This window comes from Wohlfahrtiimonas chitiniclastica, from assembly GCF_002252325.1.
Lineage (GTDB): Bacteria > Pseudomonadota > Gammaproteobacteria > Cardiobacteriales > Wohlfahrtiimonadaceae > Wohlfahrtiimonas > Wohlfahrtiimonas chitiniclastica.
On sequence record NZ_NEFL01000001.1, the window covers coordinates 600886 to 626000 of the forward strand.

General features: G+C 43.5%; 13 protein-coding genes and 1 pseudogene. 5 read left to right on the forward strand and 9 right to left on the reverse strand.

The features are described from left to right. Nucleotides 1-8 precede the first annotated feature (8 nt). Nucleotides 9-863 carry a carboxylating nicotinate-nucleotide diphosphorylase gene (gene nadC / locus B9T10_RS02860; protein ID WP_094537747.1) on the reverse strand — a complete coding sequence of 285 codons (855 nt, stop codon included), beginning with the start codon at nt 861-863 and terminating at the stop codon, nt 9-11. A 166-nt stretch (nt 864-1029) separates the two neighbouring features. Between nadC and nadA the strand changes: the two are divergent. Beyond that, nucleotides 1030-2037: pseudogene (gene nadA / locus B9T10_RS02865) on the forward strand (quinolinate synthase NadA); the annotation flags it as partial. Here nadA and B9T10_RS02870 read toward each other — a convergent pair. The 4 genes from B9T10_RS02870 to B9T10_RS02890 all read right to left on the reverse strand — a co-directional run bounded on the left by B9T10_RS02870 (nt 2038) and on the right by B9T10_RS02890 (nt 6603). Continuing rightward, the gene (locus B9T10_RS02870; RefSeq protein WP_094537749.1) at nt 2038-2970 is read right to left on the reverse strand and encodes an NUDIX hydrolase; all 933 of its coding nucleotides are present in this window, start codon (nt 2968-2970) and stop codon (nt 2038-2040) included. It lies immediately after the preceding pseudogene. A gap of 41 nt (nt 2971-3011) precedes the next feature. Beyond that, nucleotides 3012-3905 carry a helix-turn-helix transcriptional regulator gene (locus B9T10_RS02875; protein WP_094537750.1) on the reverse strand — a complete coding sequence of 298 codons (894 nt, stop codon included), beginning with the start codon at nt 3903-3905 and terminating at the stop codon, nt 3012-3014. A gap of 324 nt (nt 3906-4229) precedes the next feature. Then, the gene (locus B9T10_RS02885; protein ID WP_094537752.1) at nt 4230-4940 is read right to left on the reverse strand and encodes a DUF726 domain-containing protein; all 711 of its coding nucleotides are present in this window, start codon (nt 4938-4940) and stop codon (nt 4230-4232) included. 121 nt (nt 4941-5061) lie between these two features. After that, entirely contained in the window at nt 5062-6603 is a 1542-nt protein-coding gene (locus tag B9T10_RS02890) for a BCCT family transporter (protein WP_094538016.1), read from the reverse strand. A gap of 319 nt (nt 6604-6922) precedes the next feature. Between B9T10_RS02890 and B9T10_RS02895 the strand changes: the two genes are divergently transcribed. Together B9T10_RS02895 and B9T10_RS02900 are read left to right on the forward strand one after the other, a co-directional pair. Continuing rightward, entirely contained in the window at nt 6923-8050 is a 1128-nt protein-coding gene (locus tag B9T10_RS02895; protein WP_094537753.1) for an aromatic ring-hydroxylating oxygenase subunit alpha, read from the forward strand. Between the two features lie 78 nt (nt 8051-8128). Then, a complete protein-coding gene (locus tag B9T10_RS02900; RefSeq protein ID WP_063503586.1) occupies nt 8129-9079 on the forward strand; it encodes a PDR/VanB family oxidoreductase in 951 nt (316 codons plus the stop codon). A gap of 56 nt (nt 9080-9135) precedes the next feature. Here the strand turns inward: B9T10_RS02900 and B9T10_RS02905 are convergent, their stop codons facing one another. Together B9T10_RS02905 and B9T10_RS02910 are read right to left on the reverse strand one after the other, a co-directional pair. Beyond that, the gene (locus tag B9T10_RS02905; protein WP_094488483.1) at nt 9136-10050 is read right to left on the reverse strand and encodes a helix-turn-helix domain-containing protein; all 915 of its coding nucleotides are present in this window, start codon (nt 10048-10050) and stop codon (nt 9136-9138) included. Between the two features lie 251 nt (nt 10051-10301). Further along, the gene (locus B9T10_RS02910; RefSeq protein ID WP_094537754.1) at nt 10302-11399 is read right to left on the reverse strand and encodes a tartrate dehydrogenase; all 1098 of its coding nucleotides are present in this window, start codon (nt 11397-11399) and stop codon (nt 10302-10304) included. Nucleotides 11400-11573: 174 nt separating this feature from the next. Here B9T10_RS02910 and B9T10_RS02915 point away from each other — a divergent pair, with 174 nt between their 5' ends. Then, complete coding sequence (locus tag B9T10_RS02915; protein ID WP_094537755.1) at nt 11574-12494, forward strand: LysR family transcriptional regulator; 921 nt, start codon at nt 11574-11576, stop codon at nt 12492-12494. Nucleotides 12495-12624: 130 nt separating this feature from the next. Then, entirely contained in the window at nt 12625-14016 is a 1392-nt protein-coding gene (locus tag B9T10_RS02920) for an NAD-dependent succinate-semialdehyde dehydrogenase (RefSeq protein ID WP_094537756.1), read from the forward strand. 5 nt (nt 14017-14021) lie between these two features. Here B9T10_RS02920 and B9T10_RS02925 read toward each other — a convergent pair whose 3' ends face one another. Further along, nucleotides 14022-14210 carry a hypothetical protein gene (locus B9T10_RS02925; RefSeq protein ID WP_094537757.1) on the reverse strand — a complete coding sequence of 63 codons (189 nt, stop codon included), beginning with the start codon at nt 14208-14210 and terminating at the stop codon, nt 14022-14024. An 85-nt stretch (nt 14211-14295) separates the two neighbouring features. Then, a complete protein-coding gene (locus B9T10_RS02930; protein ID WP_094537758.1) occupies nt 14296-24915 on the reverse strand; it encodes an autotransporter outer membrane beta-barrel domain-containing protein in 10620 nt (3539 codons plus the stop codon). Nucleotides 24916-25115 lie beyond the last annotated feature (200 nt).

Consider the following 25115-nt stretch of genomic DNA (forward strand, 5'->3'; position numbering starts at 1 on the left):
GGCATTTTTTATGGGACGGGTATAAAATCTAAACCGATGTCCACCGAGCGTACGCTGTGTGTCAATGCACCGATGGCAATGAAGTCCACGCCAGTTTTAGCCACATTCAATACATTCTCCTGCGTAATGCCGCCCGATGCTTCTGTTTGGCACTTGCCTTCACATAAGCGCACCGCTTGCGTTAATGTTGCCGTGTCCATATTATCTAACAAAACTAAATGCACGCCTGCTGCCAATGCCTCTTCTAATTGAGCTAAGGTATCCACTTCCACTTCAATCGGAATCAGATGCCCTGCATAGGCTTTTGCATCCATAATTGCTTTTGTGAGACTGCCTGCGATCGCAATGTGATTATCCTTAATCAAAATGGCATCATCTAATCCCATACGATGATTGCGCCCACCGCCAACGCGCACCGCATATTTTTGTAATGTCCGTAAGCCTGGCAATGTCTTACGCGTACAGGTGATTTGCGCTTTTTCATCCTTCACCATCGTCACAATGTTATTGACTTGTGTCGCAATGCCGCTTAAATGCGTCATAAAGTTCAGCGCCGTACGTTCTGCTGCCAATAATGAACGCGCAGCGCCTGTCACTGTGGCTAAACACATGCTTGGCGTCATGGTATCACCATCTTTGACATGCGGCGTATAGCGGATATTTTCATCAAAACGCAACCAAGCTAAGCGTGCTAAATCCATACCTGCAACGATGCCCTCTTCCCTGGCAATCACATGCAATGTGGCTTGTTGATCTTCACCAATGGTGGCTAAACTTGTGACATCACCGCGGCGGCCTAAATCCTCGGCCAATGCTGCATCTACACAAGGTGCTAACAATACATCTGGCAATGGGGCAATCATTTTTCATCCTCCCTAATTATTTATACTCATTTTGAGTATATATTTTTAACCGTTGAATCACAACAAAATAAATCAACGTAAAAGGGATTGCCAAGGCAGAATAAAAAAGTTATGCTCAAAATGAGTATAATAAAACCCACAGAGGATAGGAGTGATTGTGATTGAGAGAATCAAGGCGCAATTGGCCGCACATGATGCTGTGCTGATTGCCCATTACTACACTGACCCTGCCATTCAAGCATTGGCAGAAGCAACAGGCGGCTGCGTGGCAGATTCATTAGAGATGGCGCGATTTGGTCGTGATGCCAAAGCACAAACCCTCATCGTCGCTGGCGTACGCTTCATGGGGGAAACGGCAAAAATTCTCAGCCCACATAAACGCGTCTTAATGGCAGATTTAGAGGCAACGTGCTCGTTAGATTTAAGCTGCCCGATTGATGAATTTTCTAACTTTTGTGATCAACATCCGGATCGCACCGTTGTGGTGTATGCCAACACCAGCGCAGCCGTTAAAGCGCGGGCAGATTATGTGGTGACCTCAGCCATCGGCGTTGATATTGTGCGCATGCTCCATCAACAAGGGCATTCCATCATCTGGGGGCCTGATCGTCATTTAGGGGCTTACATCAAAGCGCAAACAGGTGCAGATATGCTGCTCTGGCAAGGTCATTGCATTGTACACGATGAATTTAAAGCCTTTGAACTGCAAGCGCTTAAAGCTCAACATCCGAATGCCAAAGTGCTTGTGCACCCTGAATCGAGTGAAGCGGTGATTTTAGAGGCGGACATTGTGGGCTCAACCTCACAGCTCGTTGCAGCCGCCAAACAGTTAGAAGCACCCACGCTGATTGTCGCCACAGATCAAGGCATTTTTTATAAGCTCTCGCAAGCTGTACCCGATAAAACATTGATCATCGCGCCCACAGCCGGCAACAGCGCCACTTGTAAAAGCTGCGCCCTTTGCCCATGGATGGCGATGAATACTTTAGAGAAAATAGAGGCTGCCCTGACCGATTTTAAACATGAAATCATGGTCGATCCAATGATTGCTCAACAAGCAAAACGTGGCATTGATCGCATGCTTGACTTTGCAGAGCAGCACAAAGTGAATCTACAAGTGCAAGGCGATACGCAAAAATATACAGCGCTCTTCAATCATGTTGGGCCTGCGTAATCAACGAGCAATCGGTAATTTACTGCCGGATAATGAGCGTTCTAGGAGCACATCATCCCTAAATTGATACAAACGCGCCGGTCGCCCTTGCCCGTTATGATCGAGGGTGCCTGTTTCTTCAATGAGGGCTTGCTGCAATATAAAGCGGCGAAAATTCTGCTTATGGAGCACAATACCACCGAGCGCCTCAATGCTTTGTTGTAGTTGTAGTAATGTAAACGCTGGCGGCAACAGCTCAAAAATTACGGGGCGATATTTGATTTTCGCGCGTAAACGCGCCATCGCAGAGGCCAATACACGGCGATGATCATGGTGCATCGGCTGCCCTGAATATTGGGGCGGCAATGGTGCATCCGATGCCGTCGATTCAGGAATCATGCCCACTTCGTACATCAACTCATAGCGCTGAAGCACATACTCTTCATTCCATGTGAACGGAGCAATGCCCCAACATAATTTGACATGCTCCTCACGAAAGCGCTGCTCTGAAAGACTATTACCCCCATTGATCCAATGGCGAAACAGTGGCAACAGATGCTGATCAATAAAGCTTGGTCGCCCTTCTCGATGATCTTCCCACGGAAAATAATCATACCAATTGCGCCAAATGGCGCCGGTTTCTAGATGATTGTGCTCTTCACGCACCAATCCTAGATAGCTGATATAAATCAGATAATGCCCGGAGGACGTTTTACGTTGGGTATCCACAAAGGTATAAAGCTGCTCAACATAGCCAAGCGGTTGATGCGTTTGCGTTTCCACCCATTGGCGCACACCGGCCTGCAAAGAGCGATGAATGGGCGACAAAGGGCCACAAGGCAACGAATTGCCATCTGCCACCGTCAGCACTTTTGCTTGTGACTCGGTGACGGCAATCAGAACGGCTGCGAGCTCTGTTGTCCCCTCTTCGTGCGTGTTGATCGGTGTTTGCATAGTATCCTAGTGATGATTAAAGCGGCATTATAGAGGAAAGATCACTCAAAGCTCAACAAATAGGCTTGCAACCCCTCCTCAAGTTCTGTTTGCAAACCCTCAGGCGAGAGAATTTTGACATTGGGAATCCAATAACGCACCAACGCTAAGATCTCTTGGGCACTGACATGTTCACTCATCACCACCAAATCACCATTGTTTTTCTCTTCAATGATCGATTGATTGGGCAATAATTTACGCCGCTTAAAATAGATCGCCACTTCACCACGGACGAACACTGTCACTGCTTTGATCTGATTGCCATAATAGACGCTGTCAATGTTTTTGAGGTCCTCTAAAATGGCTTGATCCAACGTAAAATGCTCATTTTGTACACTGATGCCTTCAATGCGTGAGAAACAAAAGGTTTTGATCTGCCCTTGATCATCGGCCATCAAATACCAAATCCCCGAGCGGTTGATCAAAATATAAGGCGCCACGCGATAGCTCTTATGGCTTTTTGACTGATTTTTATAATAACTAAAACACAATAGCTTTTGTGACTCAATCGCCGCTTTAATGAGGTCAAAATCCCCTTTTTTATGAGAAATGTCCTCATAATTGTGCCCTTTGACACACACGCTTTGCGTCAACTTTTGTTGGAAAAACTCGCGATCAAGTTTTGGAAATAGGTTTTGAATGCTCGCAAAATGGGCAAAGCGATCCACATCCTCAGGATACAATTGCCCCAATGAAGACTTTGACAGACTATAGTACTTTGGCCCTTGCTCTTCCCAATCGAGAAAAACAAGGCGCTCTTTTAAATCGCGAATGATCGTGCGTTCTGTGACATTAAACTCTTCAGCCAACATCGCCACTTCTAAGCGATCCCCAAGGTTGAGTTTCGCTAAAATCTCCCCTAGACGATAGGCCAATTGTGTATTTTTAGTTTTCATGGTTCATCTCTTCATTTGCCAATCATTCGCGCCACATTTTGGGCATTGATGGGGAAAACTTAAATCATCACCGATGATTTTAAAGGTAAAGTGACAATTTTGGCACTCGAGAACAGTGGGATTTTTTAATGGAATGGGCATGGTTTTCCTTATCATTATTGGATTTATGTTTCTTATTATATAACCAATGGATGAAAATAAAAAACCCTAATCTTAATCCGATTAGGGCTCATTGATTCCAATATATTCACTTTATTATTTTCTTATATTCATTCATTAATTACATTATGAATAGATAATACCATTTATCTTTGCACGGTTGTGTCATTTAGTAAACAACGAATCAAGATTTTGATAATTTTTATACAATTGATCATAAATCGTTCCATAATGGCGCTTCCATTGACCATGACGGGTGATGATCCCACTGCAATCGATGTTGGCAATCTTCGGATGTTGTGTTGCAATCGGCGCATAGCCAATCGGTGCACTGAGCCAGGCCATCGAGGTTCGATAGGAATATTTAAGTACATCATCATGCATTGAATGGCAATTATAAATCCGTCCATTCACCATACGTGCAGCATTCTCCCAATCTTGACTCTGATTACCAACGGCGCCGCCCAGCAAAATCACATCATCAACCGCGCACTTCGTATGTCGAAGTGCATAATAAATCACGCGGCACCCTAAAGAATGCCCCACCAACGTCACTGGCAATGTCCTCTGTGACAATGCAGCCCCAAGCGCATGCCCTGCCTTCTCTGCGTTCTTCATCGCGCGATGCCAAGGATTTTTCAATAATGCATCCCATTTGCGTTGCAATAATGCATTCATCATCTCGCTGATGTCCGCCATCGATTGAGACGGCCACTGAACGCCATACACATTTGATGTGGCATCTAATGCCGATTCGCTTGCCAGCCATTCGGTAAAATCAGCATGGGTTTCATTTAAAAAGCCATTGATGAAAATGACATTGCGCATTGCAGGTAATGTTGCGGTGTGAAGGTGTTCGATGGAAAAATTTTTCATAAAGTCATAAAGGTTAAGGAATTCGCAAATTCTTGTCATCAAGTGCATGGCTAAACCAACATTATAACGAACAAAAAAGCCCCTGCAATGCTCTGCAAGGGCTTTGAGCAGTCAATCTCAATTAATCCACTGTGGGCGCTGGCTTAATCGCCACTGTTTCTGCTTGTAGATACGTATGCTGCACCGGTTTTAACTCACCTTTGAGCCCCTTATATGTGGAGATACAGATCACCAACATCATCACCGCTAAAGGCACAGACATCGCCACCAATGCCGATTGTAAACCTGCTAAACCACCTGACACAATCAATACCGTGGAAATCGCACCGATCACCACACCCCAAATGATCTTCACGCGATTTGTCGGATTCGGATTACCATTTTCACTCACCATACCCAACACGAATAATGCTGAGTTTGCCGATGTGATGAAGAAGATCATCACCAATACAATGGTTAAAATGCTGGTAAAAACAGGATATGGGAAGTTCTCCAAAAAGACAAAGAAGGCAGAGGTCACATCTTCTGCCACCACAGACGCCAATGCCGTTTGCCCAAGATTTTGGATGATGTGAATGGCACTGCCGCCCATCACCGCAAACCAGAAAAACGAGCCCAACACAGGAATGAACACCGCGCCCACCATAAATTCACGAATGGTTCTGCCTTTTGAGATGCGTGCCACAAAACTACCCACCAACGGTGACCATGCAATCCACCAACCAAAATAGAAGAGCGTCCAATTTGCAATCCAATCGCCATTGCCATAAGGCTCCGTCCGCAAAGACATATTGATGAAGTTTTGCGCATAATCGCCGATGCCTTGGAACAAAACTTTAAAAATGGTTTGCGTAGGCCCTAAAAACAGCACAAAACCCAGCATCGCAAATGCTAATAACATGTTTAAATTAGATAAATGCTTAATCGCCCCTTGCAAACCTGAAATGGTGGAAGCGATGTAAATGATGGAAACCACGGCAATGATAAAAAACTGTACCTGCGTTGACACCGGAATGTCCCATAAAATATTGAGTCCACTGTTCACCTGTAGTGTCCCAAAACCTAAGGATGTGGCAATGCCGATCACCACAGAGAAAATCACCAGAATGTTGATCCATTTGCCAAATGTGCCATAAATGCGATCACCCACCAATGGATAAAAAACAGAGCTCAAAGAGGCTGGCAATTTTTTTCTAAATTGAAAATATGCCAACGACACACCCACTAAAGCGTAACATGCCCATGCAGAGACCCCCCAATGGAGATACACATATTGCATGGCTGTTTTTGCTGCTTCCTCTGTGTGCCCCTCACCGACAGGGGGTGAAATGTAATAAGAAACCGGTTCTGCCACGCCCCAAAATACTAAGCTGATGCCAATCGATGCGCTGAACAACATCGCCACCCATGTCAATGTGCTGTATTCCGGCCGGTCGTCGTCATCTCCTAATCGAATGTGACCAAAACGTGTAATGGCCAAATACATACAAAATAGGAAAAACACCAAGACTGAACCTAAGATGAACCACCCAAGATTGTTATAGATGAATCCTAAAGATCCCTTTGAAAATGCCTCCACCTGCTCTGGTATGATGACCCCTAGGGCGATCACAATTAAGCTCAACCCTAACGAGACATAAAATACCGCATTCTTACTCCGCATCATTCACACTCCTCCATTATATTTTCTTATTCTGAGCATCAATTTGACACCCAAGGTTTACACTTTTAACTCATGATCAACCTCGACGTCAATAGTTATGTTTGTCATATGTAGTCCTTCTTACATTGATTTTGATCAAAAATTTCCTGGTAAATTAACCACTAACCTATGATACCAATCAAAATTTAGTGATTTTATTCACTTGCAAAAATATTTTAAAGAATTTTCAAAAGAGCATTGACCCCTTAGAAATCTTGTTATAGGATCATCAAAAGTAAACCTAAAGTTTACATTTAAACTACAGAGGAGAGGCGAGAGTATGACAATGACAAAAAAAAACATATCCATTCAAGATCATATTGACTTAGACAACGCATGGACAATTCCTGCGCAGTACTACACATCTGAGGAGATTTTTGAAACGGAAAAAGAACGCATCTTTGCGAATTCTTGGATTTGTGTGGCACACATCAGCGAATTGGCAGAGAAAAATGCCTACATCATCCGAGAAATCATCGGAGAGAGCTTAATTTTAGTCCGCGGCCGTGACAATGTATTGCGCGGCTTTTACAATGTTTGCCCCCATCGTGGCCATCAATTATTGAGTGGCGAAGGCGGTAAAGCAAAAAATGTCATCACGTGCCCGTATCATGCGTGGGCATTTAAATTAGATGGTGAATTAGCCCATGCAACCAACTGTGAAAACGTTGCGAACTTTGATGCCTCTGCCATGAGTTTAAGTGGCTTTCATGTCACAGAGTATGCAGGCTTTGTTTACATCAATCTCACACAAGGTGAGCCTGAACCCATCGAAGCGCAACTACCTGGCTTAAAAGCGCAAATGGAAAATGCTTGCCCATCGATCAAAGATTTGAAATTAGCCGCACGCTTTGTCAATCCTACGGCGGCCAACTGGAAAACCATCGTCGATAACTACATTGAGTGCTACCACTGCCCCACGAATCATGTGAGCTTTGCAAGCTCTGTGGATGTGAATGTGTATGAACACAATCTGTATGACAATTGGACGGTACAAATCGGGCAAGCAAAACCATCAGAATCCTCTTATCAATTTGATGAATCTGTCAAAGATCCTAAATTCTACGGTTTTTGGATCTGGCCATGCACCATGTTCAACATGCCTCCAGGTGGTGATTTTATGACGGTCATTTATGAATTCCCGGTCAGCGCAGGTGAAACACTACAATTTTACGACATCTATTTCCTCAATGAGGAGCTCACCGAATATCAAAAGAACTTGATCGAATGGTATCGCACTGTGTTCCGTCCTGAAGATTTACGTTTAGTCGAAGGGGTGCAAAAAGGTTTAACCTCAAGGGGTTATCGTGGTCAAGGTCGAATCATGGCGGATCGTCAGCGCAGTGGCATCAGCGAACATGGCGTTGCCCACTTCCATCAGCACGTTGCCCGTGCCCACGAACAATAAATATTCAACTGAAAAGGGCGAGTGAGCCATCCTCACTCGCGGCTTAATCATCACAATCATCGAGATAAAGAGGCTTTTATGGTTTCCGCTAAAATCCCCGTCAAAGTTGGCAAAATTGTGCCGTTGACCCCAACCATTAAACAATTTGAATTTCATCCCATCGATGCACCGTTGCTGCCCTTTAGCGCGGGCAGCCATATTCGTCTGCATTTAGATGCCATTGAGATGACCAAAGCCTATTCCCTCATCAGTGATCCGAACAATCCTGAGCATTATCAAATTGCGGTGCTACATGCAGAACAATCGGCAGGTGGCTCACACCATATGCATCACGGTGTGCAAGAAGGTGACATCATTGAGATTTCACCTGCGGATAACTTCTTTCCTTTAAATGAAGATCCCACAGCAAAACATCTTTTCATTGCAGGTGGCATCGGCATCACGCCCTTTCTTTCCTATTTATATACCGTCAAATCCTTAGGGCTACCCTTTGAGCTCCATTACACTTTTCGTGATGGTCAAAATGCCGCTTTTATTGACCACCTCAAAACGGCACTGAAGGATCAGCTCTTTATTTATGACAATTCTCAAGATCAACAACTCAATGTGCAAACATTGATCGAGCAGCAGCCTAAACACAGCCATGTGTATGTGTGTGGCCCGCAATCTCTGATTGATGCCGTCATTGACGCTGGCACATCGATCCTTGGGGCAGACCATGTGCATTTTGAGAATTTTACTGAAACAGGCAGCACGGGCGATGCCTTCGAAGTGGTGTTTAATCGCTCAGGCTTTAGTTTAATGGTGGATGAAAAGACCTCCATTTTACAAGCAATCGAGGCAGATAAACGCATCAATGTAGAGTGTCTGTGTCGCAATGGCGTCTGTGGCACGTGTGAAACTGCCATTTTAGAAGGCGAGGCGGATCATCGTGACCTTTATCTCGATGAAGATGAACAAGCCGAACAAAAAACCATGATGATCTGTGTCTCCCGCGCTAAAGGCAAACGCCTTGTGCTCGACTTATAATTTTTGTGAATCATCCTAGCCCTTCGGGAGGCGAATGCCTCCCATTTTTTTAGGGTCTAAGATTCGCGCCAAGCATCGGGCAAGCTTTTGAGCATTAAAAAATGTCGGCCACTGTCATCACACCCTACGCTTAACTGCAATGATTTGCCCTGATACTCAAGGGTGCCTTGCCCCATTGAAACAATGTCTGCCAATGCTTGTGCCGCATCCATCGCCCATTGATACAAAAAGGCTTGCAGCTTTAAAAAATCTAATTGATGCGCCGCACAGTTGCTTGCCATAATGCCGCCCTTTTGATCCATGAACACCACCAATTCCGTTTGCTGCTGTAAAAAAAACTCAAAAAAACAGTGTTGCTGACGCAGTGCAATCTCTTCTTTCTTTTGCTTGGTGTAATCTAAACTGATGCCCACAATCTTGGTGATTTTACCATTTGGGCCTTTTACGCCGGCCGCCCTTGATTTAATCCAGCGCGACTCACCATTTTGGTGAATTTTAAAATCAAGCTCATGCGCACCGCCATTTTGAATGATTTTGGTGTAACCGGCCAACAATCTGTCGCGGGATTTTTCTGTCATCAAGGATAAAAAGTCATCATTGCTGTGAATCGCCATGCCATACACTTGTTCAACGTTATCAGAATAGCGCACCTCATCGGTGAGAATGTCCCAATCCCATGTCACAATCTGATTTGATTCATGTAGATAAAAATCATTGATATGACGCGCTAACAGCTGTTGATTCTCATCTTTTTCCGCGCTGCCATAATACTCACCATATTTGAGCCAAATTTTATCCACATCCAAAAATGCGGCCAAGCGTTCTAAATTTGCATCATCGATCATGCCGCCTTTGGTCCATTTATTCACGGCTGTTCTCGAGATGCCTAAAGCTTCAGACACTTTACGCTGGCTCCAGCGCTTATGTTTTAATAACTGAAGCAATCGATCTCCAAATGTCTCTTTATTCATGAAATGTTTCCCATTGCGTCCTGATCCATTCAATCCTCACGCAGTGAAGATTGCCCTGTCCTCCATTGAGGATCTGATGATTTTACCATCTCTGATGCATCCATGTCTTTTAAATGCAGATAATTCTCATTCTCAATTGTAATGATGAATGCCCGCCCATTCTACCGTGTTCATGGCCAGGAAAAAATCACCCCCATCAAAAAAGCCCTGAAAAAGGCTTCCTCTTTCAGGGCAATGACAACGATTCATCACTATGCGTGGGCTTCTATGATGCGCACGATGGCATCCCCCATAGATTGCGTGGACTCATTGCCGCCCATGTCTTTTGTATAGGGACCTGTGGCGAGCACTTGCTCAATGGCTTGCAAGATCGCATCATGCGCCGCTTGATAACGCTCACAGCCCTCTAAATCACCAAAGAAATTGAGCATCATCGCCCCCGACCAAATCATGGCGATCGGGTTGGCAATGTTTTGCCCATAGATGTCTGGCGCAGAACCATGCACAGGTTCAAACAAGGATGGGAAATTGCGCTCAGGATTGATATTTGCAGAAGGTGCAAGCCCCATTGTGCCAGTGCAAGCGGGCCCTAAGTCAGATAAAATGTCACCAAATAGATTCGATGCCACCACCACATCAAACTGCTCAGGACGCATCACAAAGCGGGCACATAAAATATCAATGTGCTGCTTATCCCATGTAATCTCAGGATAATTCGCTGCCATGGCCTCAACGCGCTCATCCCAATAAGGCATGCTTAACGCTAAGCCATTGGATTTTGTGGCACTCGTCAATTGCTTGCGCTCACGTTTTTTTGCAAAGTCAAACGCATAACGCAAAATGCGATCAATCCCACGCTTACTGAATACAGATTCCTGCAAGACAAATTCATGCTCTGTGCCTTCGAACACTTTGCCACCGATGGCTGAATACTCCCCTTCTGTATTTTCACGGATCACGTAAAAATCAATGTCCCCAGGTGCTTTGTTCGCCAAAGGTGACGTCACGCCCGGAAACAATCGCACAGGACGAAGATTCACGTATTGATCAAATCGGCGTCTAAATTGCAATAAAGAGCCCCACAATGAGATGTGATCGGGCACCAATTCTGGCCAACCGACGGCACCATAATAAATGGCATCAAATGATTGTAAGGTTTCAAACCAATCTTCTGGCATCATCGAGCCATGCTGCGCATAATAGTCGCAGTTTGCCCAATCAAACACTTCAAACGATAGATGAAGATCATACAGTGCCATCACGCGCTCTAGTACTTTTAATCCTTCAGGCATTACCTCTTTACCAATGCCATCTCCTGCCAATACTGCAATTTTAAATGTGCGGCTCATGCCTTTCTCCTTAAATGGGTGATTATATTGTCTGTTGTGTATGAATCATGACAGAAAAAATCACACTCATCAGTCACATTTTAGAAACTGACTCTCTCCATAATGGAAACAATCCGTGACAATGCCTGAAAAACTCGTTAAGTTAATGGCCATCCATTTTTGAGAAAACTGCCCATGAATCATTTTCAAAATTTTCCACAAACCAATGATTTATATATCTTCCTCATGGTAGTGAAAAACCGCAGCTTCATACAAACTGCCGATGCTCTTGGCGTCTCTCGCGCTTACATCTCTAAACGCATTCAAACATTGGAAACAAATTTAGGGTATCAATTGCTGCACCGCACCACGCGCACACTCGCCCTCACACCGCAGGGAGAAAAAGCCCATCAATGGGCACAAGAGATTTTACTCAATGTGCAGCAAATGGCTGAAGATCTGACCGAAAACAGCCATCAGCCTCAAGGACATTTAACCATCACCAGCAGCTTAGGCTTTGGGCGACGCTATGTTGCGCCACTGTTGTCCGACTTTGTCACACAATACCCTAACATCACACTGCGTTTTGACACCATTGACCAATTGCAAGATTTGATTGCTGAACATGTGGATTTAGACATTCACATCGGCAACCACATTGCCCCAGACATGATCGCAAAGCGCTTAGCACACAATCGCCGCATTTTGTGCGCATCTCCACAATATTTTGAGCGCTGCGGGAAACCTGAGCATCTGACAGATTTGCTGAACCACGATTGCCTCATCATCGAAGAGCGTGATGCACCCTATGCTCTTTGGAAATTCACATCCGCAATGGGTGAGCAACAGATCAAAGTGAGCGGAAAATTGTCCTCAAACAATGGCGAACTCATTCGACAATGGGCACTCGATGGCCATGGCATTATGCTGCGCTCACAGTGGGATATTCATGGGGATTTGTGTCAAGGTTCACTCATCCGCGTATTGGACGATTACTGGCAAGATGCCGACATCTGGGCCGTTTACCCCACGCGTCTGAATCACTCGGCAAAGCTCAAAAGTTGCGTCAACTTTTTGGCAGCACACCTGCCTGATCGACTGAAGCAAAGTGATTGAGGGTACTGAACCATTTGAAATAAACTTTAAGTTTACATTTAATAATTTTGTAAACTACAATTGAACATTCTATAAAAAAATGGTATCAAAATAGAAAGATCACAAAAACAACGACACCTAAGGAGAATATATGAATGAATTATTAACCGTGACCAATCCAGCCACCGGTGATGTGCTGGCGAATATCGAATTAGACAACGAATCCACCATTGAGCGTAAACTCAAAGCGGGACACGAGGCCTTTAAAACCTTCAGTAAAACCAACGCATATGCACGTGCTGCCCTATTGAATCGTTGGGCTGAACTGGTGCTAGAAAATCAAGAATCCCTGGCCACATTGATGACACAAGAAAATGGTAAACCCCTCGCTGAATCCCGCGGTGAAGTGGCATATGCCGCCAGTTACCTGACATGGTTTGCAGAAGAAGCCAAACGCCTATATGGTCGCACCGTGCCCGCTAATGGCACAGACAAACGCCTCATTGTTACGCGTCAAGCCATTGGCCTTGTGGCGGCGATTACACCTTGGAACTTTCCGGCAGCCATGATGACGCGAAAAGCAGGGCCTGCTTTGGCCGCGGGCTGTACCTTCATTGTCAAACCTGCTGAAGATACACCACTGACCATGATCCGCTTAGTCGAGCTCGCCCATGAAGCCGGCATTCCCGAAGATGTGGTGCAAATCGTCAATGGGCGCGGCGCCGATGTGGGCCCACTTTTCACAAAAAGCCCATACGTGCGCAAAATCACCTTCACTGGCTCAACGCCCGTAGGTAAATTGTTGATCAAAGAGTCCGCGGAGACGGTTAAAGGTGTTTCAATGGAATTAGGCGGTCATGCACCTTTCATTATCTGTGAAGATGCGGATATTGATGCGGCCGTCAGTGCAGCCTTAGCCTCTAAGTTTCGCAATGCTGGCCAAACCTGCGTATGCGCCAATCGTTTTTTAGTGCATGAAGCAATCGTAGATGTATTCAGCGAAAAATTTGCCAATGCAGCAAAAAATCTTAAAGTGGGCAATGGTTTACTGCCCGATGTAGATGTCGGTCCTGTCATCAATCAAAAGGGCTTTGATAAAATTGTGGCACAAATTGAAGATGCCAAACGTAAAGGTGCAACGGTCTTAGCAGGCGGCACCACGCATCATGATGCGGACAAAGGCTTTTTCTTCATTCACCCAACTGTACTTGGCAATGTCACCCTTGAGATGGACATCATGCATGAAGAAACCTTCGGGCCAGTGGCACCCATCATGACGTTTAAAGATGATCAAGAAGCCGTGGACATTGCCAATGGTACTCCCTTTGGCTTAGCCGCTTACTTTTTTACACAAGATTATCGCCGCGGCATCCATTTCCAAGAGAATCTTGACTTTGGCATTTTGGGGTGGAACGATGGTTTGCCGAGCACTGCACAAGCGCCATTTGGCGGCATGAAAGAGAGCGGCATTGGCAGCGAAGGTGGCTCAGAAGGCATTGAACCTTATCTTGAAACCAAATATCTCTCCATTGGGGGATTATGACATCTCTATTTCATCCCCGTGACTGCATTGACAATCGCTGTCACAACTTTGCATGATCTTGGCGTATATTTTTCGCCATTTCTCCAGTGACAATATTGATAATGGCCAATGATGAAAAGGACGCCCACACACATCAATAAGCCAATGAGTTTAAGGGGCGTCCATTCTTCATCTAAAATATCTTTCTGTTTCATTGATCATCTCTTGGTAAATATTGCTGACACATCAAAAATACCCCAAGGTTTAACTCACTTTGGGGTGTTTTGATCTCAATGATGCTTAGAATTGGTATTTAAAACCAATGTTAAAGTTGTAATTTTTATGCTTATGTTTGCCTTGACGATAATTGATCTCAGAATTGATCGTAAAATTCTCACTCATCTTAGCTTGTACGCCAAGTTTTGCCTCGTAGAATAAGCCCGGTTTACCGGAAGATAGACTTCGATCATCGTAGCTCACCTTAGAGGCAATGTCGTCATACCAAAGGTTAAACGCTGCATAAGGTTTGACATCACCTGTTTTGGGGTAAACATATGCCCCCACTCTTGAAATCACATGACCTTTTTGCTGTTCACGGATGTCAGTGCCATTAAAATCACGATAATTATCTACTTTGTAATCGATATAGCTGATTTGTGCTTGCGGCTCCACCACCAAATTCTCACCAATGGCCATCGGATAACCGCCCTGCACACTCACCGTCCACAATCGTGAATCATACGAACTTGAATCATTATTGAGGGTTTTCACCGTATTATCATATTTGCCATATGAAATCGTGTAATCAATGAAGGGACTTAATGCATCATCCGCATTCTTAAACCAGCTGCCATATAAGCCGATGCTTTGCCCTGAGATAGAACCTGTGCTGCGTGATTCTGTGATGCGATTCCAGCCTTTAGAATCCATCGAGCTTGTTGAGATCATCCCACCAATAATCACCAAGCCATCCCCTGTTCTAAAGCCAGTGTCTGCCCCTAATACTGAGGCAAACCCTTTATAAGTGTAATGGATCTGATCACCTGCAATGTTGCCTTTATCATGGGTGCCCGTTTCATTGAACCAAACCGAGCCGAGATATTGGCCATCTGCCGTCATGTTTCGATCTAAAGCACGCAAGCCACCAGAACCAGCCGCCAGTGCGCCTGAAATGTGTGAACCATAACCCGGCAATTGAGATCGAATGGTCCCCATGCTATTTGCCATGGTGCTGCCCACATCCGGGCGATATAAATCTCGATACGAGGTTAAATACCAGTCTTGATCCTCTGCATTTCTCGATAAAACATACTCGTTGATGCCTTTGACCACGGTATTTTGTAATTCAAAAGCATTGTCATCCGATGAACCTGCATCAATGATTTTGATGCCCAAAGGCGATGTCATGCCGCCTGAAACATTGCCAATGTCAGTCACATATAACTTTGTTTTGCCTGAAATATTACCAGAGACAATCAACTGATCCGCTAAACTCGTCGTTTGATTGCCAAGGTCTGTATTCATATACAGCACAGCATTGTCACCCGCTGCATAGTTCCCGTTAATGATCAAACGATTGCCTGCTGTCGTATTGGCATTGCCGATATAAATCTTGTTGTAGTTATTCACATCATGATTCATTGTTAATGTGGCATTGCCTTGTGCATAATCTCGATCAGGGCTCTGTCTGACATCTCGTAAATTCACATCGATGGTGCCATAGTTATTGACAGTTTGATTCACTGTACCGGTTCCTGCCAATGTACTGCCTTGAGCAATGTTTAAAGTGCCTGCCATGCTTGCACGTGACTTCTGATTGGTGCCACCTAATACGGCGCCTTTTTCTAAGAACACTGCCCCGGCCTTAATCTCAGTATTGCCCGTATGTAATAGCTGACTCGCAACCCTTAACGTGCCGTTGCCTGATTTAATGAAATCACCGGTGCCCGTCATCTGATTCACCCATCGACCATCGACCAATAGATTCAGATCAACAGTGCCATGATTGACAATCTTCGCGGTGCCGAGCTGTTTTTCAGAAGTGACTGACAATGTTTTGTCATTGATATTCAAAGTCCCAGAAAATGTATTGGCATCCGCGGTTAAAGCGACATTGTCATTAATATTGATCTTACCTGAACCTGACAATCCATTTTTAAAATTCGCGTGTCCATTGTTAATGTCTAATGTGCCGCTGACATCAATGGCGCCATTGCCTAACGACCCCGTTTCAGACAACTGAATTGCAGCCCCTGAATGAATCGCAACATTGGCCATTAAATCCGTGTTGGCTGTTGTGATGTTTAAATCACCACCAGAGATGATCAAATCCCCTGCGCCCATTAATGCGCCTGAAGAGGTGGATCCTTTTTCCGTCATGGTCAATGAGCCACCAGCAAGATCAAATTTACCCTCATTCTTTAGGCTGCCAACAGTTTGAGTTTTACCGTTTAAATCAACAGTTGTGCCGGCTGCTAAATTTAATTGGGACGTTTGACCAAAGGCATTGTCACTGCCAGCTTTTACTAAGCCTGCTGTTACATTCGTTACCCCCGTATAAGCATTGTGACTATTGTCTACAATCATGCCTTGATCATCACTCGTTAAGGTTAAATTCCCTTGACCCGTGATTTTAGCCGTCATTTTATTGTTGCCACGGCTAATGGTCGTAGAATCGAGCGTTAATGTTTTACCATCGAGAATATCAATCGCAACCAAGCCATACGTCACGCCTAGACCTTTATTTTCTACCAAGTGATAGTTGTATGTCGAATCTGCGATTTTCTCGCTGTTTAGCACAATATCATGATGCACATTATCAAGGAGCTCTTTGCCATGTTGATCCTTAAGGGTTAAATCGTTCACATTCAAGCCACTTGAATCCTTCGCTGTAATAATGTTTGTCACCAAGCCGGTTAATTGATCAAATAAGTTTGGCGACTCATTCACATCAACACGCGGGATATATTCAGTGTTGATCGTGACAATACTATTACCCGTCGAACTTAAAGTGCCTGCAGCAATCTTTTCTTTGTCACTATTGAATAACAAATGACCACCATTCAATGTTAAGCTGCCGATGGTTTGAGTACCTGCACCCACGGTTGTAACATTGCCAGCACCTAAAGATAAATTGGCATTTTGCAATGCTTGGGCATTATCACCTGATAGATTAAATTGCGTATTCTCTAGATTCACAGTGCCCGCAAAATCACTGCCCACATCTTTACCAAAATCAAAGCTATTACCGGCTGTTTGAACGTTTAATAAGCCTGATCCCACTAAATTATTATTAAAGCTAAAATTACCACTTGAATTCACGGTAACACTGTCGCCAATTGCGGCAATATTAACTTTAGCTGCATCATTTAATTGACCATTTTCAGCCAATGTTAGATTCGAACCTGTAGTGAGATTTATTGCACCTGTTAAATCCTTAAGATTAGTGTTGCCTGCATTCAATGACAAATTAGAGTTGGATAAATTCAGGTTTCCTGCGCCACTGATTGAATTGGTGAGTTCGCCAGTAATCTTATTGAGATTCACAGCACTTGATTCAGCAACTGTCACACTTCCTGAGCCCAATTGGCTAAATGCTGTGGCTGTTAAAGTGCTTGTGCCATCGACTGCAAATATTCCCGCAAACTCTTTGTTGTCGCTACTAAAGCTCACGAAAGATTGATCAGAAATATTCACCATACCAGAACCATGTAACACATTTTGAACCGCTGAAGTAACGCCATTTAAGTTTAATTTTGAATCAGTCGTTTCAAAATTAATTTGCCCTAATCCTAAAGCAGCTTGATTATTTACAGTAAGTGATGCTAAGTCACCAATATTTTGTGCACCCGTAAAGCTTGAGTTATCGCCAACTAATGCAATGTCTGCATGAGTATTGACTGCGCCTGTGCCTGTGAATTGATTTGCCAATGTTGCACTCGCATTTAAATTCAATGCGCCATCGATAGCAACCTGGCTAGTACCTAAAGTGCCTACATCTGATAACGAAATTGAAGCACCTGAATGAATATCTATACTAGCGTCTAAATCATTGTTTACCGATGTGATGCTTAAATCACCCGCTGAAATGATTAAATTACCTATGCCAGACAATTCACCTGATGATGTTGATGCAGCACCACCTACATTCATGATGGTTAATGTACCGCCTGCTAGGTCAACTTTGCCGTAATTCATTAGGTTGCCAACGGCTTGTTTGTTACCGTTTAAATCTACAGTTGTGCCAGTCGCTAAATTTAACATGGAAGTTTGACCAAAAGCATTATCACTACCTGCTTTCACCAAACTAGCTGTAACATTTGTAGCACCTGTATACGCATTTTTGTCATTTGTGAGTGTCAAGCCCTGATCATCACTGATTAAGGTTAAGTTACCTGCGCCAGTCAAAGTTGCTGTCATATTTTTATTGGCAGCACTTGTTGAATCTAAAGTAAGCGTTTGCCCATCTACAATATTCAAGGCGCTCAAGCCATAGTTAATACCCAAACCATCGGTTTTGTTGAGCGCATAATTGTAGGTACCTTCAGCAACTTTTTGGCCATTTTGGTCAACATTTCTGATGGTGCTTTCGCCTACCGCATTGCCATTGAGCCCTTGCAAAGTTAAATCAGAAAGTTTCAGACCATCATTATTGTTAGCCGTGATTAACTGATGATTCTGGCCATGATTTTGATCAAACAAGTTCGCAGCTGTCCCATCTGTTGGTGCAATCGCATCTAAATCCACCTGAATTATACTTGTGCCATTACTTGCCAAAGTATCTGTGATAATGGAACCCTTGTCCCTAAATACAGTTTGCCCACCTTGTAACATCAAACTGCCAATGGTTTGATTCTCTGTATCAACTGTAGTTGTATTGCCCTTGCCAATGACTAATGTTGCATTTTTTAATGCTGCTGTATTATTACCAGTTAAATGAAAAGTGCTATTTGCTAAATTCACAGTGCCCGCAAAATCACTGCCCACATTTTTGCCAAAGTTAAAACCGTTACCAGCTGTTTGAACGTCTAATAAGCCTGATCCCACTAAATTATTATTAAAGCTAAAATCACCCGTTGAGTTCACCGTGATGCTGTCGCCTTTGGATGAAATATTAACTTTAGCAGCATCATTTAATTGACCATTTTCCGCCAATGTTAGATTAGAACCCGTTGCAATGTTGAGGGTACCTGTTAGATCTTTGAGGTGAATATTAGCGGTATTCAATGACAAATCTGTACCAGCTAAATTTAAATTCCCTGCGCCATTAATTACATTCGTTAGATCACCAGTCATCTTATCTAAATTAACGGTACCACCTTGCATAAGGCTCACTGAACCTTTACCCAATTGGCTAAAATCTGTGGTTGTTAAGTGACTCGTGCCATCGACTGCAAATGTCCCTGTAAAGTCTTTATTATCCGCACTAAAATTGACAGTAGCATTATCTGTAATATTCACAATCCCAGAACCATGTAAGACATTCTGAACGGCTGAAGCAACTCCATTTAAATTTAGTTTTGAATCCGTGGTTGCGAAATTCACTTGCCCTAAACCTAATGCAGATTGATTCCTAACGGTTAAAGAAGCTTGATTCCCAATATTTTGTGCACCCGTAAAGCCTGAATTATCCCCGCTTAATGTCACATTTGCTTGGGTATTGACTGCGCCTTTACCAATTAAAGTGTTATTAAGCACAGTATCTGCACGTAAATTTAACGCACCATCAATGGCAACTGTACTAGAACCTAAAGTGCCTGTCTCTGATAACGAAACTGAAGCACCTGAATGAATGCCTATGTTAGCAGCCAACTCATTGTTTACAGATGTGATACTTAAATCACCTTTAGCAATGGTTAAATTACCCTTTCCGGTCAATTCGCCTAAAGAAGCTGAAGCAGCACCATCCGCATTCGTAATGGTTAATGATCCCGCTGCAAGATCAAATATACCCTCATTCTTTAGGCTGCCAACAGTTTGAGTTTTGCCGTTTAAATCAACAGTTGTGCTAGCTGCTAAATTTAATTGGGACGTTTGACCAAAGGCATTGTCACTGCCAGCGGTTACTAAACCTTTTGTAACATTTGTGGCACCTGTATACGCATTCTTGTCATTTGTGAGTGTCAACCCCTGATCATCACTGATTAAGGTTAAGTTCCCTGCGCCAGTCAGGGTTGCTGTCATATTTTTATTGGCGGCACTTGTTGAATCTAATGTCAGCGTTTGACCATCCACAATATTTAAGGCACTCAAGCCATAACTAATGCCCAAACCACCTGCATTATTGAGCGCATAATTGTAGGTACCTTCAGCAACTTTTTGATCATTTTGATCAATATTTCTGATGGTACCTTCGCCTACTGCACTGCCATTGAGCCCTTGCAAAGTTAAATCAGAGAGTTTCAGGCCATCATTATTGTTAGCCATGATTAATTGTTGATGTTGGCCACTGTTTTGGTCAAACAAATTCGCAGCAGTGCCATCTGTTGGCGCAATCGCATCTAAATCAACTTGGATGATACTTTTGCCATTACTTGCCAAAGTATCTGTGGCAATGGAGCCTTTGCCTTTAAATACTGCTTGGCCACCATCCAATCTTAAGTTCCCAATGGTTTGATTTTCTGTATCAACTGTCGTTGTATTGCCCTTGCCGATGACTAATGTTGCATTTTTTAGTGCTGCTGTATTATCGCTAATTAAATGAAAGGTGCTGTTTGCTAAATTCACAGTACCTGCAAAGTCACTGCCAACATCTTTGCCAAAGTTAAAGCTATTGCCGGCTGTTCGGACATCTAATAAGCCTGATCCAACTAAATTATTCTTAAAGCTAAAGTCACCCGTTGAGTTCACCGTGATGCTGTCACCAACTGTGGCTATGTTAACTTTAGCAGCATCATTTAATTGACCATTTTCAGCCAATGTTAGATTAGAACCCGTTGCAAGGTTGATGGCACCTGTTAAATCTTTCAGGTGAGTATTAGCGGTATTCAATGACAAATCTGTACCAGATAAATTCAGGTTTCCATCACCGCTGATTGTATTGGCGAGTTCGCCAGTGATCTTATTGAGATTCACAATACCTGATTCAGCAACTGCCACACTTCCTGAGCCCAATTGGCTAAAATCTGTGGTTGTTAAGTGACTCGTGCCATCAATAGCAAATATCCCTGTGAACCCTGTATTGTCCGCAGTCACACTCACATCAGAATGGTCAGACACATTGATTGAGCCTGCGCCGCTCATGGTATTGCTTAAAGCTGTATCCATCGCCTGGAGCTTTAAAGCACCGGCAATTGCAATGTGACCGCTGCCCACAGTCGCATTTTTAATGAGCGTTAATGCCGAACCAGATGCAATCGAGACATTCGCACTTAAATGGGCATTCTCAGCTGAAACAGATAAATCGCCCCCAGCAATATTTAACTGACCGGCACCACGCAAACCATCCTTAGCACTTGATGTTCCGTTGCCTGTGAGCGTTAAACTCCCGCCTGCAATGTCTAAACTGCCCGCATTCGTTAAGCCACCAATGGTTTGTGTGTGACCACTTAAATCAACAGTTGTGCCAGTTGCTAAATTTAAATGAGCGGTTTGACCCAAAGCATGATCACTGCCCAACGTCACCATGCCTGCGGTGACATTCGTGGCACCTTGATAATCATTGAGTGCATTATCAATCGTCAATCCTGCGGCAGTACTCATTAAATTAATGCCGCCAAGCCCAGTTAACTGCGCATTCATCACTCGACTGGTTGAAGTCGTTGAGTTTAATTCTAAGATTTCATCCTCATGGATATCTATTTTGCTCAAGCCATAATTCAAAGCTAAACCATGATGCTCTTTTAATGTGTAGTGATAAGTGCCCTCAGCAACTGCATGACCATTTTGCTTAATTTCAAGTTCCGTACCCGCGCCAAGCACTTGCCCCGTAAAATCTTGTAATGATAAATGATCAAGATTAATCGCACTGGTGTTAGCCGTAATCAACTGCTTACCCACACCTGAGTTTTGATCAATGACGTTCACAGATTCTGTATCTGTCACATCCACTTGAATCACACTATTCTTTGTAGTATTTGACAAATGATCAGTGACAATGCTGCCTGCATCCTTGAATACCAGCGTTGCGCCATCTAATTCTAAATTTTTAACTGCCTGATTTTGCTCTTCAACTGTCGTGGTGTTGCCGGTGCTTAAAGATAACGTACTATTGGCTAAAGTATCGGTATTTGTTCCACTTAAATTAAACGTATTATTCTGTAAACGCACGTTGCCTGTGAAATCTGAACCCACATTATCATCAAAATTAAATGCAGACTGATCACCCGTTAAATTGAGTTGTCCTGCACCCGTCAAATGTGTTTGCAAAGAATTCGCTGTGTGATTCAACGTACCGGCGACCTCAGTGGTGCCAGAACCGAATTGATTGAGATGATTGGTATTTAAAGTGCCACCCGCTGCCACAGTTAAATTGCCTGTGAGCCCAGTGTTTGTCCCTGTGAATGTGACTGTCGCACCTTTATCAATTGTAACCGTGCCATCCCCAACCACAGAGGCTGAAAAATCACCCGTATATTGATCGCCTAAAGTGAGTGCGCTTAACTGATCAATATGAACAGTGCCCGTTGCAATATTGTTTGATGCGACTAAAGTGAGCGCTGTTTTGTCTAAATGAATATTTGCAAAATTTTCAAATTTTGTATCGGCTTGGGCTTTAAAAATGGAATCTTTCACATTCAGCGTGTTTGTGCCTGCCCCGGCATCTAATTGATTAATAATCACAGCATGGTTATTTGAATCAATGTTGCTTAATTCAAAGAGATCATCACCGCTGCCAGTCGTCACGCCATGAATCTGGCTCGGATTATTGATATAAACTTTATTTTGACCCTCGCCTAAATTCGCCACACCCAATAGTGATGCGCCACTTTCAATCGTTAAGGTATCATCACCGCCATGGGTGATGAGGTGATCAATCGTCCCTGTATTGGTGATGGTATTGTTCACATCACCATTGTCAAAACGTATATATCCTGTGATCACGCCTTGATTGACGAGTTCTCTTTCAACCGTGCCCAAGATTTTAAGAGCAGTCGCCCCAGTGGCATTAATGTTGACGCCATCCTCAACCTTAATGACATCTGCAACGGTGCCCCCCGTGATTTCTACGCCGACACCCGTGCCCGTTGTGCCCACAACACCTGTATGATCCGTCACATTAATGTTCAAATGTGCACCCGCTAATTGTGAAAGATCCTTAGCTAAACGCAGCGCTGTGCCTGTGCCTTTCACAGTCATTTGATTAGTTCCGCCCGTATCGCCTTTTGCAAAGGTCTTATTGTTGAGGTCACTAAAACCGATGCCATCTTCAATATTGATGTGTATATCTTTAAACGTAATGTGCGAGTTGACATTATTATGTTTGATTGCCGTGCTCGTTGTGCCATTTGCATTGATGGTTGTACCGGTGATTGTATGTGCATTGGCCGTATTGCCATTGAATTCTATGCCCGTTGCGCCCTCTGAGACATTAATTTCACCCCCCATCAGATTGAGGTTTAGATTGCCATTTTTCTCCACGGTACCCACTTGGATACCCGCACCACTTAAGGCTGCAATGCTGCCAGATGTGCCATCAAGCTTCATTGTTTTATTGGCCGTGGACAATAGCTGAATGCCTGCTGTTTGACTTGTAATGTTCCCTTGGTTGGCGAGTACAACCTCACCATCTGTCCCATTATTATGTTCAATGTGCATGCCGATATCCGCATCAATTTTCCCAGCATTTCGAACGTAAATACCACCAGAACCGGTTGTCTTACTTGCACTAATGCCTGTGCCCGTCACCCTTAAATCTGTTTCATCACCTAAGTTAAAGACGACATGATCTGTGCCTGTTGCATTATGGTTAATGCCTGTCGTATTGGTGGTGGCATTATCAATACCATTTGCATAGGCAGCACCTGTATGTGTTTTATTCAGAATAATGCTTGCCCCAGTGCCAAAACCCTTAGCATCATAGGTACCGATGCGAAAACCGCGGTTTGTATTGGTGCCCAATAAAATATTTTGAGCCGCAATCAATTCAAACTTAGCACCATCCTCAAAAGTATAAGCAAAAGCACGATTGTTGATATTCGTGATGTTAGCTGTTGTGCCTGTGCGATCAATCTTAACATCCGCACCTTTTTTAAAATCCATCGTGGCGGTATTAATCACCGCGCTATTATTTTGAAACGAAATCGATGAATTTGAATGAACCACATGATATTGACCCGTAAAAATCATTTTATTGATCTCGCCAATTTCTTGACGTGTCACTGGGGCAACAACGCCCATATTCCCCATCGTTGCAATGGCGTTTGAATTACCACCACCGCCACGCATGAATGTATGCTGGGATGCAGAAAAATTTTTAATATTGTCATACACAACATTGATGTTAGGATCTGTGCTTTCTACCCTCACCATACTGTAATAGTTCTCAGTATCAATGGACATGTTTTGTAACGTGATGGTGCCACCACCATTATTAATTCTTAAACCATTGCTACTGCCACTGGTGACTTTCAATTCATACTGATGATTACCATCAATGACGATATTATTTTTTTGAGAAAAGTTAACGGCAATATCTCGCGTCAGCGTAATGTTACTGCCTAAAGTAATGTGATCATAAGCGCCACCTTCAACAGCAGTGCGAAATTCAGCGGCTGTATTGACTGTGATCGACTGCGCGCTAACACCTGAAAGGGCACTCAATAACGCCATGCATATAAAACCTTTCTTAAAAAAATTGAATGGGTTGTCATCGACACGCGCCACAGATGTCGATGCATTTTGCATCCCTTTTGCCAATTCACTGGCCACAACCCATTGATTAATTTTTTTATTCCAAACAATTTTATATACTTTATTCATAGTCAGCCCTTAATAATCTTGCAATGTTTTCAGGTATTTACAAAACTTATGTGCAGCCCAATCAACTCTTTGTAAATCAATATTTTATATTAACATATATCTCATGAGTTAATTTTATAATCAAGTTTTTAAAAATCAATAAGTAAAATATAATAATTTGATTTAGATAATCAAATTATAATTTAATGTATGATTGGAGA

Excerpts from the sequence above, each read along its gene's own strand:
- nadC (WP_094537747.1), bottom strand. The coding sequence starts at position 863 with ATGATTGCCCCATTGCCAGATGTATTGTTAGCACCTTGTGTAGATGCA.
- B9T10_RS02870 (WP_094537749.1), bottom strand. The coding sequence starts at position 2,970 with ATGCAAACACCGATCAACACGCACGAAGAGGGGACAACAGAGCTCGCA.
- B9T10_RS02875 (WP_094537750.1), bottom strand. The coding sequence starts at position 3,905 with ATGAAAACTAAAAATACACAATTGGCCTATCGTCTAGGGGAGATTTTA.
- B9T10_RS02885 (WP_094537752.1), bottom strand. The coding sequence starts at position 4,940 with ATGAAAAATTTTTCCATCGAACACCTTCACACCGCAACATTACCTGCA.
- B9T10_RS02890 (WP_094538016.1), bottom strand. The coding sequence starts at position 6,603 with ATGCGGAGTAAGAATGCGGTATTTTATGTCTCGTTAGGGTTGAGCTTA.
- B9T10_RS02895 (WP_094537753.1), top strand. The coding sequence starts at position 6,923 with ATGACAATGACAAAAAAAAACATATCCATTCAAGATCATATTGACTTA.
- B9T10_RS02900 (WP_063503586.1), top strand. The coding sequence starts at position 8,129 with ATGGTTTCCGCTAAAATCCCCGTCAAAGTTGGCAAAATTGTGCCGTTG.
- B9T10_RS02905 (WP_094488483.1), bottom strand. The coding sequence starts at position 10,050 with ATGAATAAAGAGACATTTGGAGATCGATTGCTTCAGTTATTAAAACAT.
- B9T10_RS02910 (WP_094537754.1), bottom strand. The coding sequence starts at position 11,399 with ATGAGCCGCACATTTAAAATTGCAGTATTGGCAGGAGATGGCATTGGT.
- B9T10_RS02915 (WP_094537755.1), top strand. The coding sequence starts at position 11,574 with ATGAATCATTTTCAAAATTTTCCACAAACCAATGATTTATATATCTTC.
- B9T10_RS02920 (WP_094537756.1), top strand. The coding sequence starts at position 12,625 with ATGAATGAATTATTAACCGTGACCAATCCAGCCACCGGTGATGTGCTG.
- B9T10_RS02925 (WP_094537757.1), bottom strand. The coding sequence starts at position 14,210 with ATGAAACAGAAAGATATTTTAGATGAAGAATGGACGCCCCTTAAACTC.
- B9T10_RS02930 (WP_094537758.1), bottom strand. The coding sequence starts at position 24,915 with ATGAATAAAGTATATAAAATTGTTTGGAATAAAAAAATTAATCAATGG.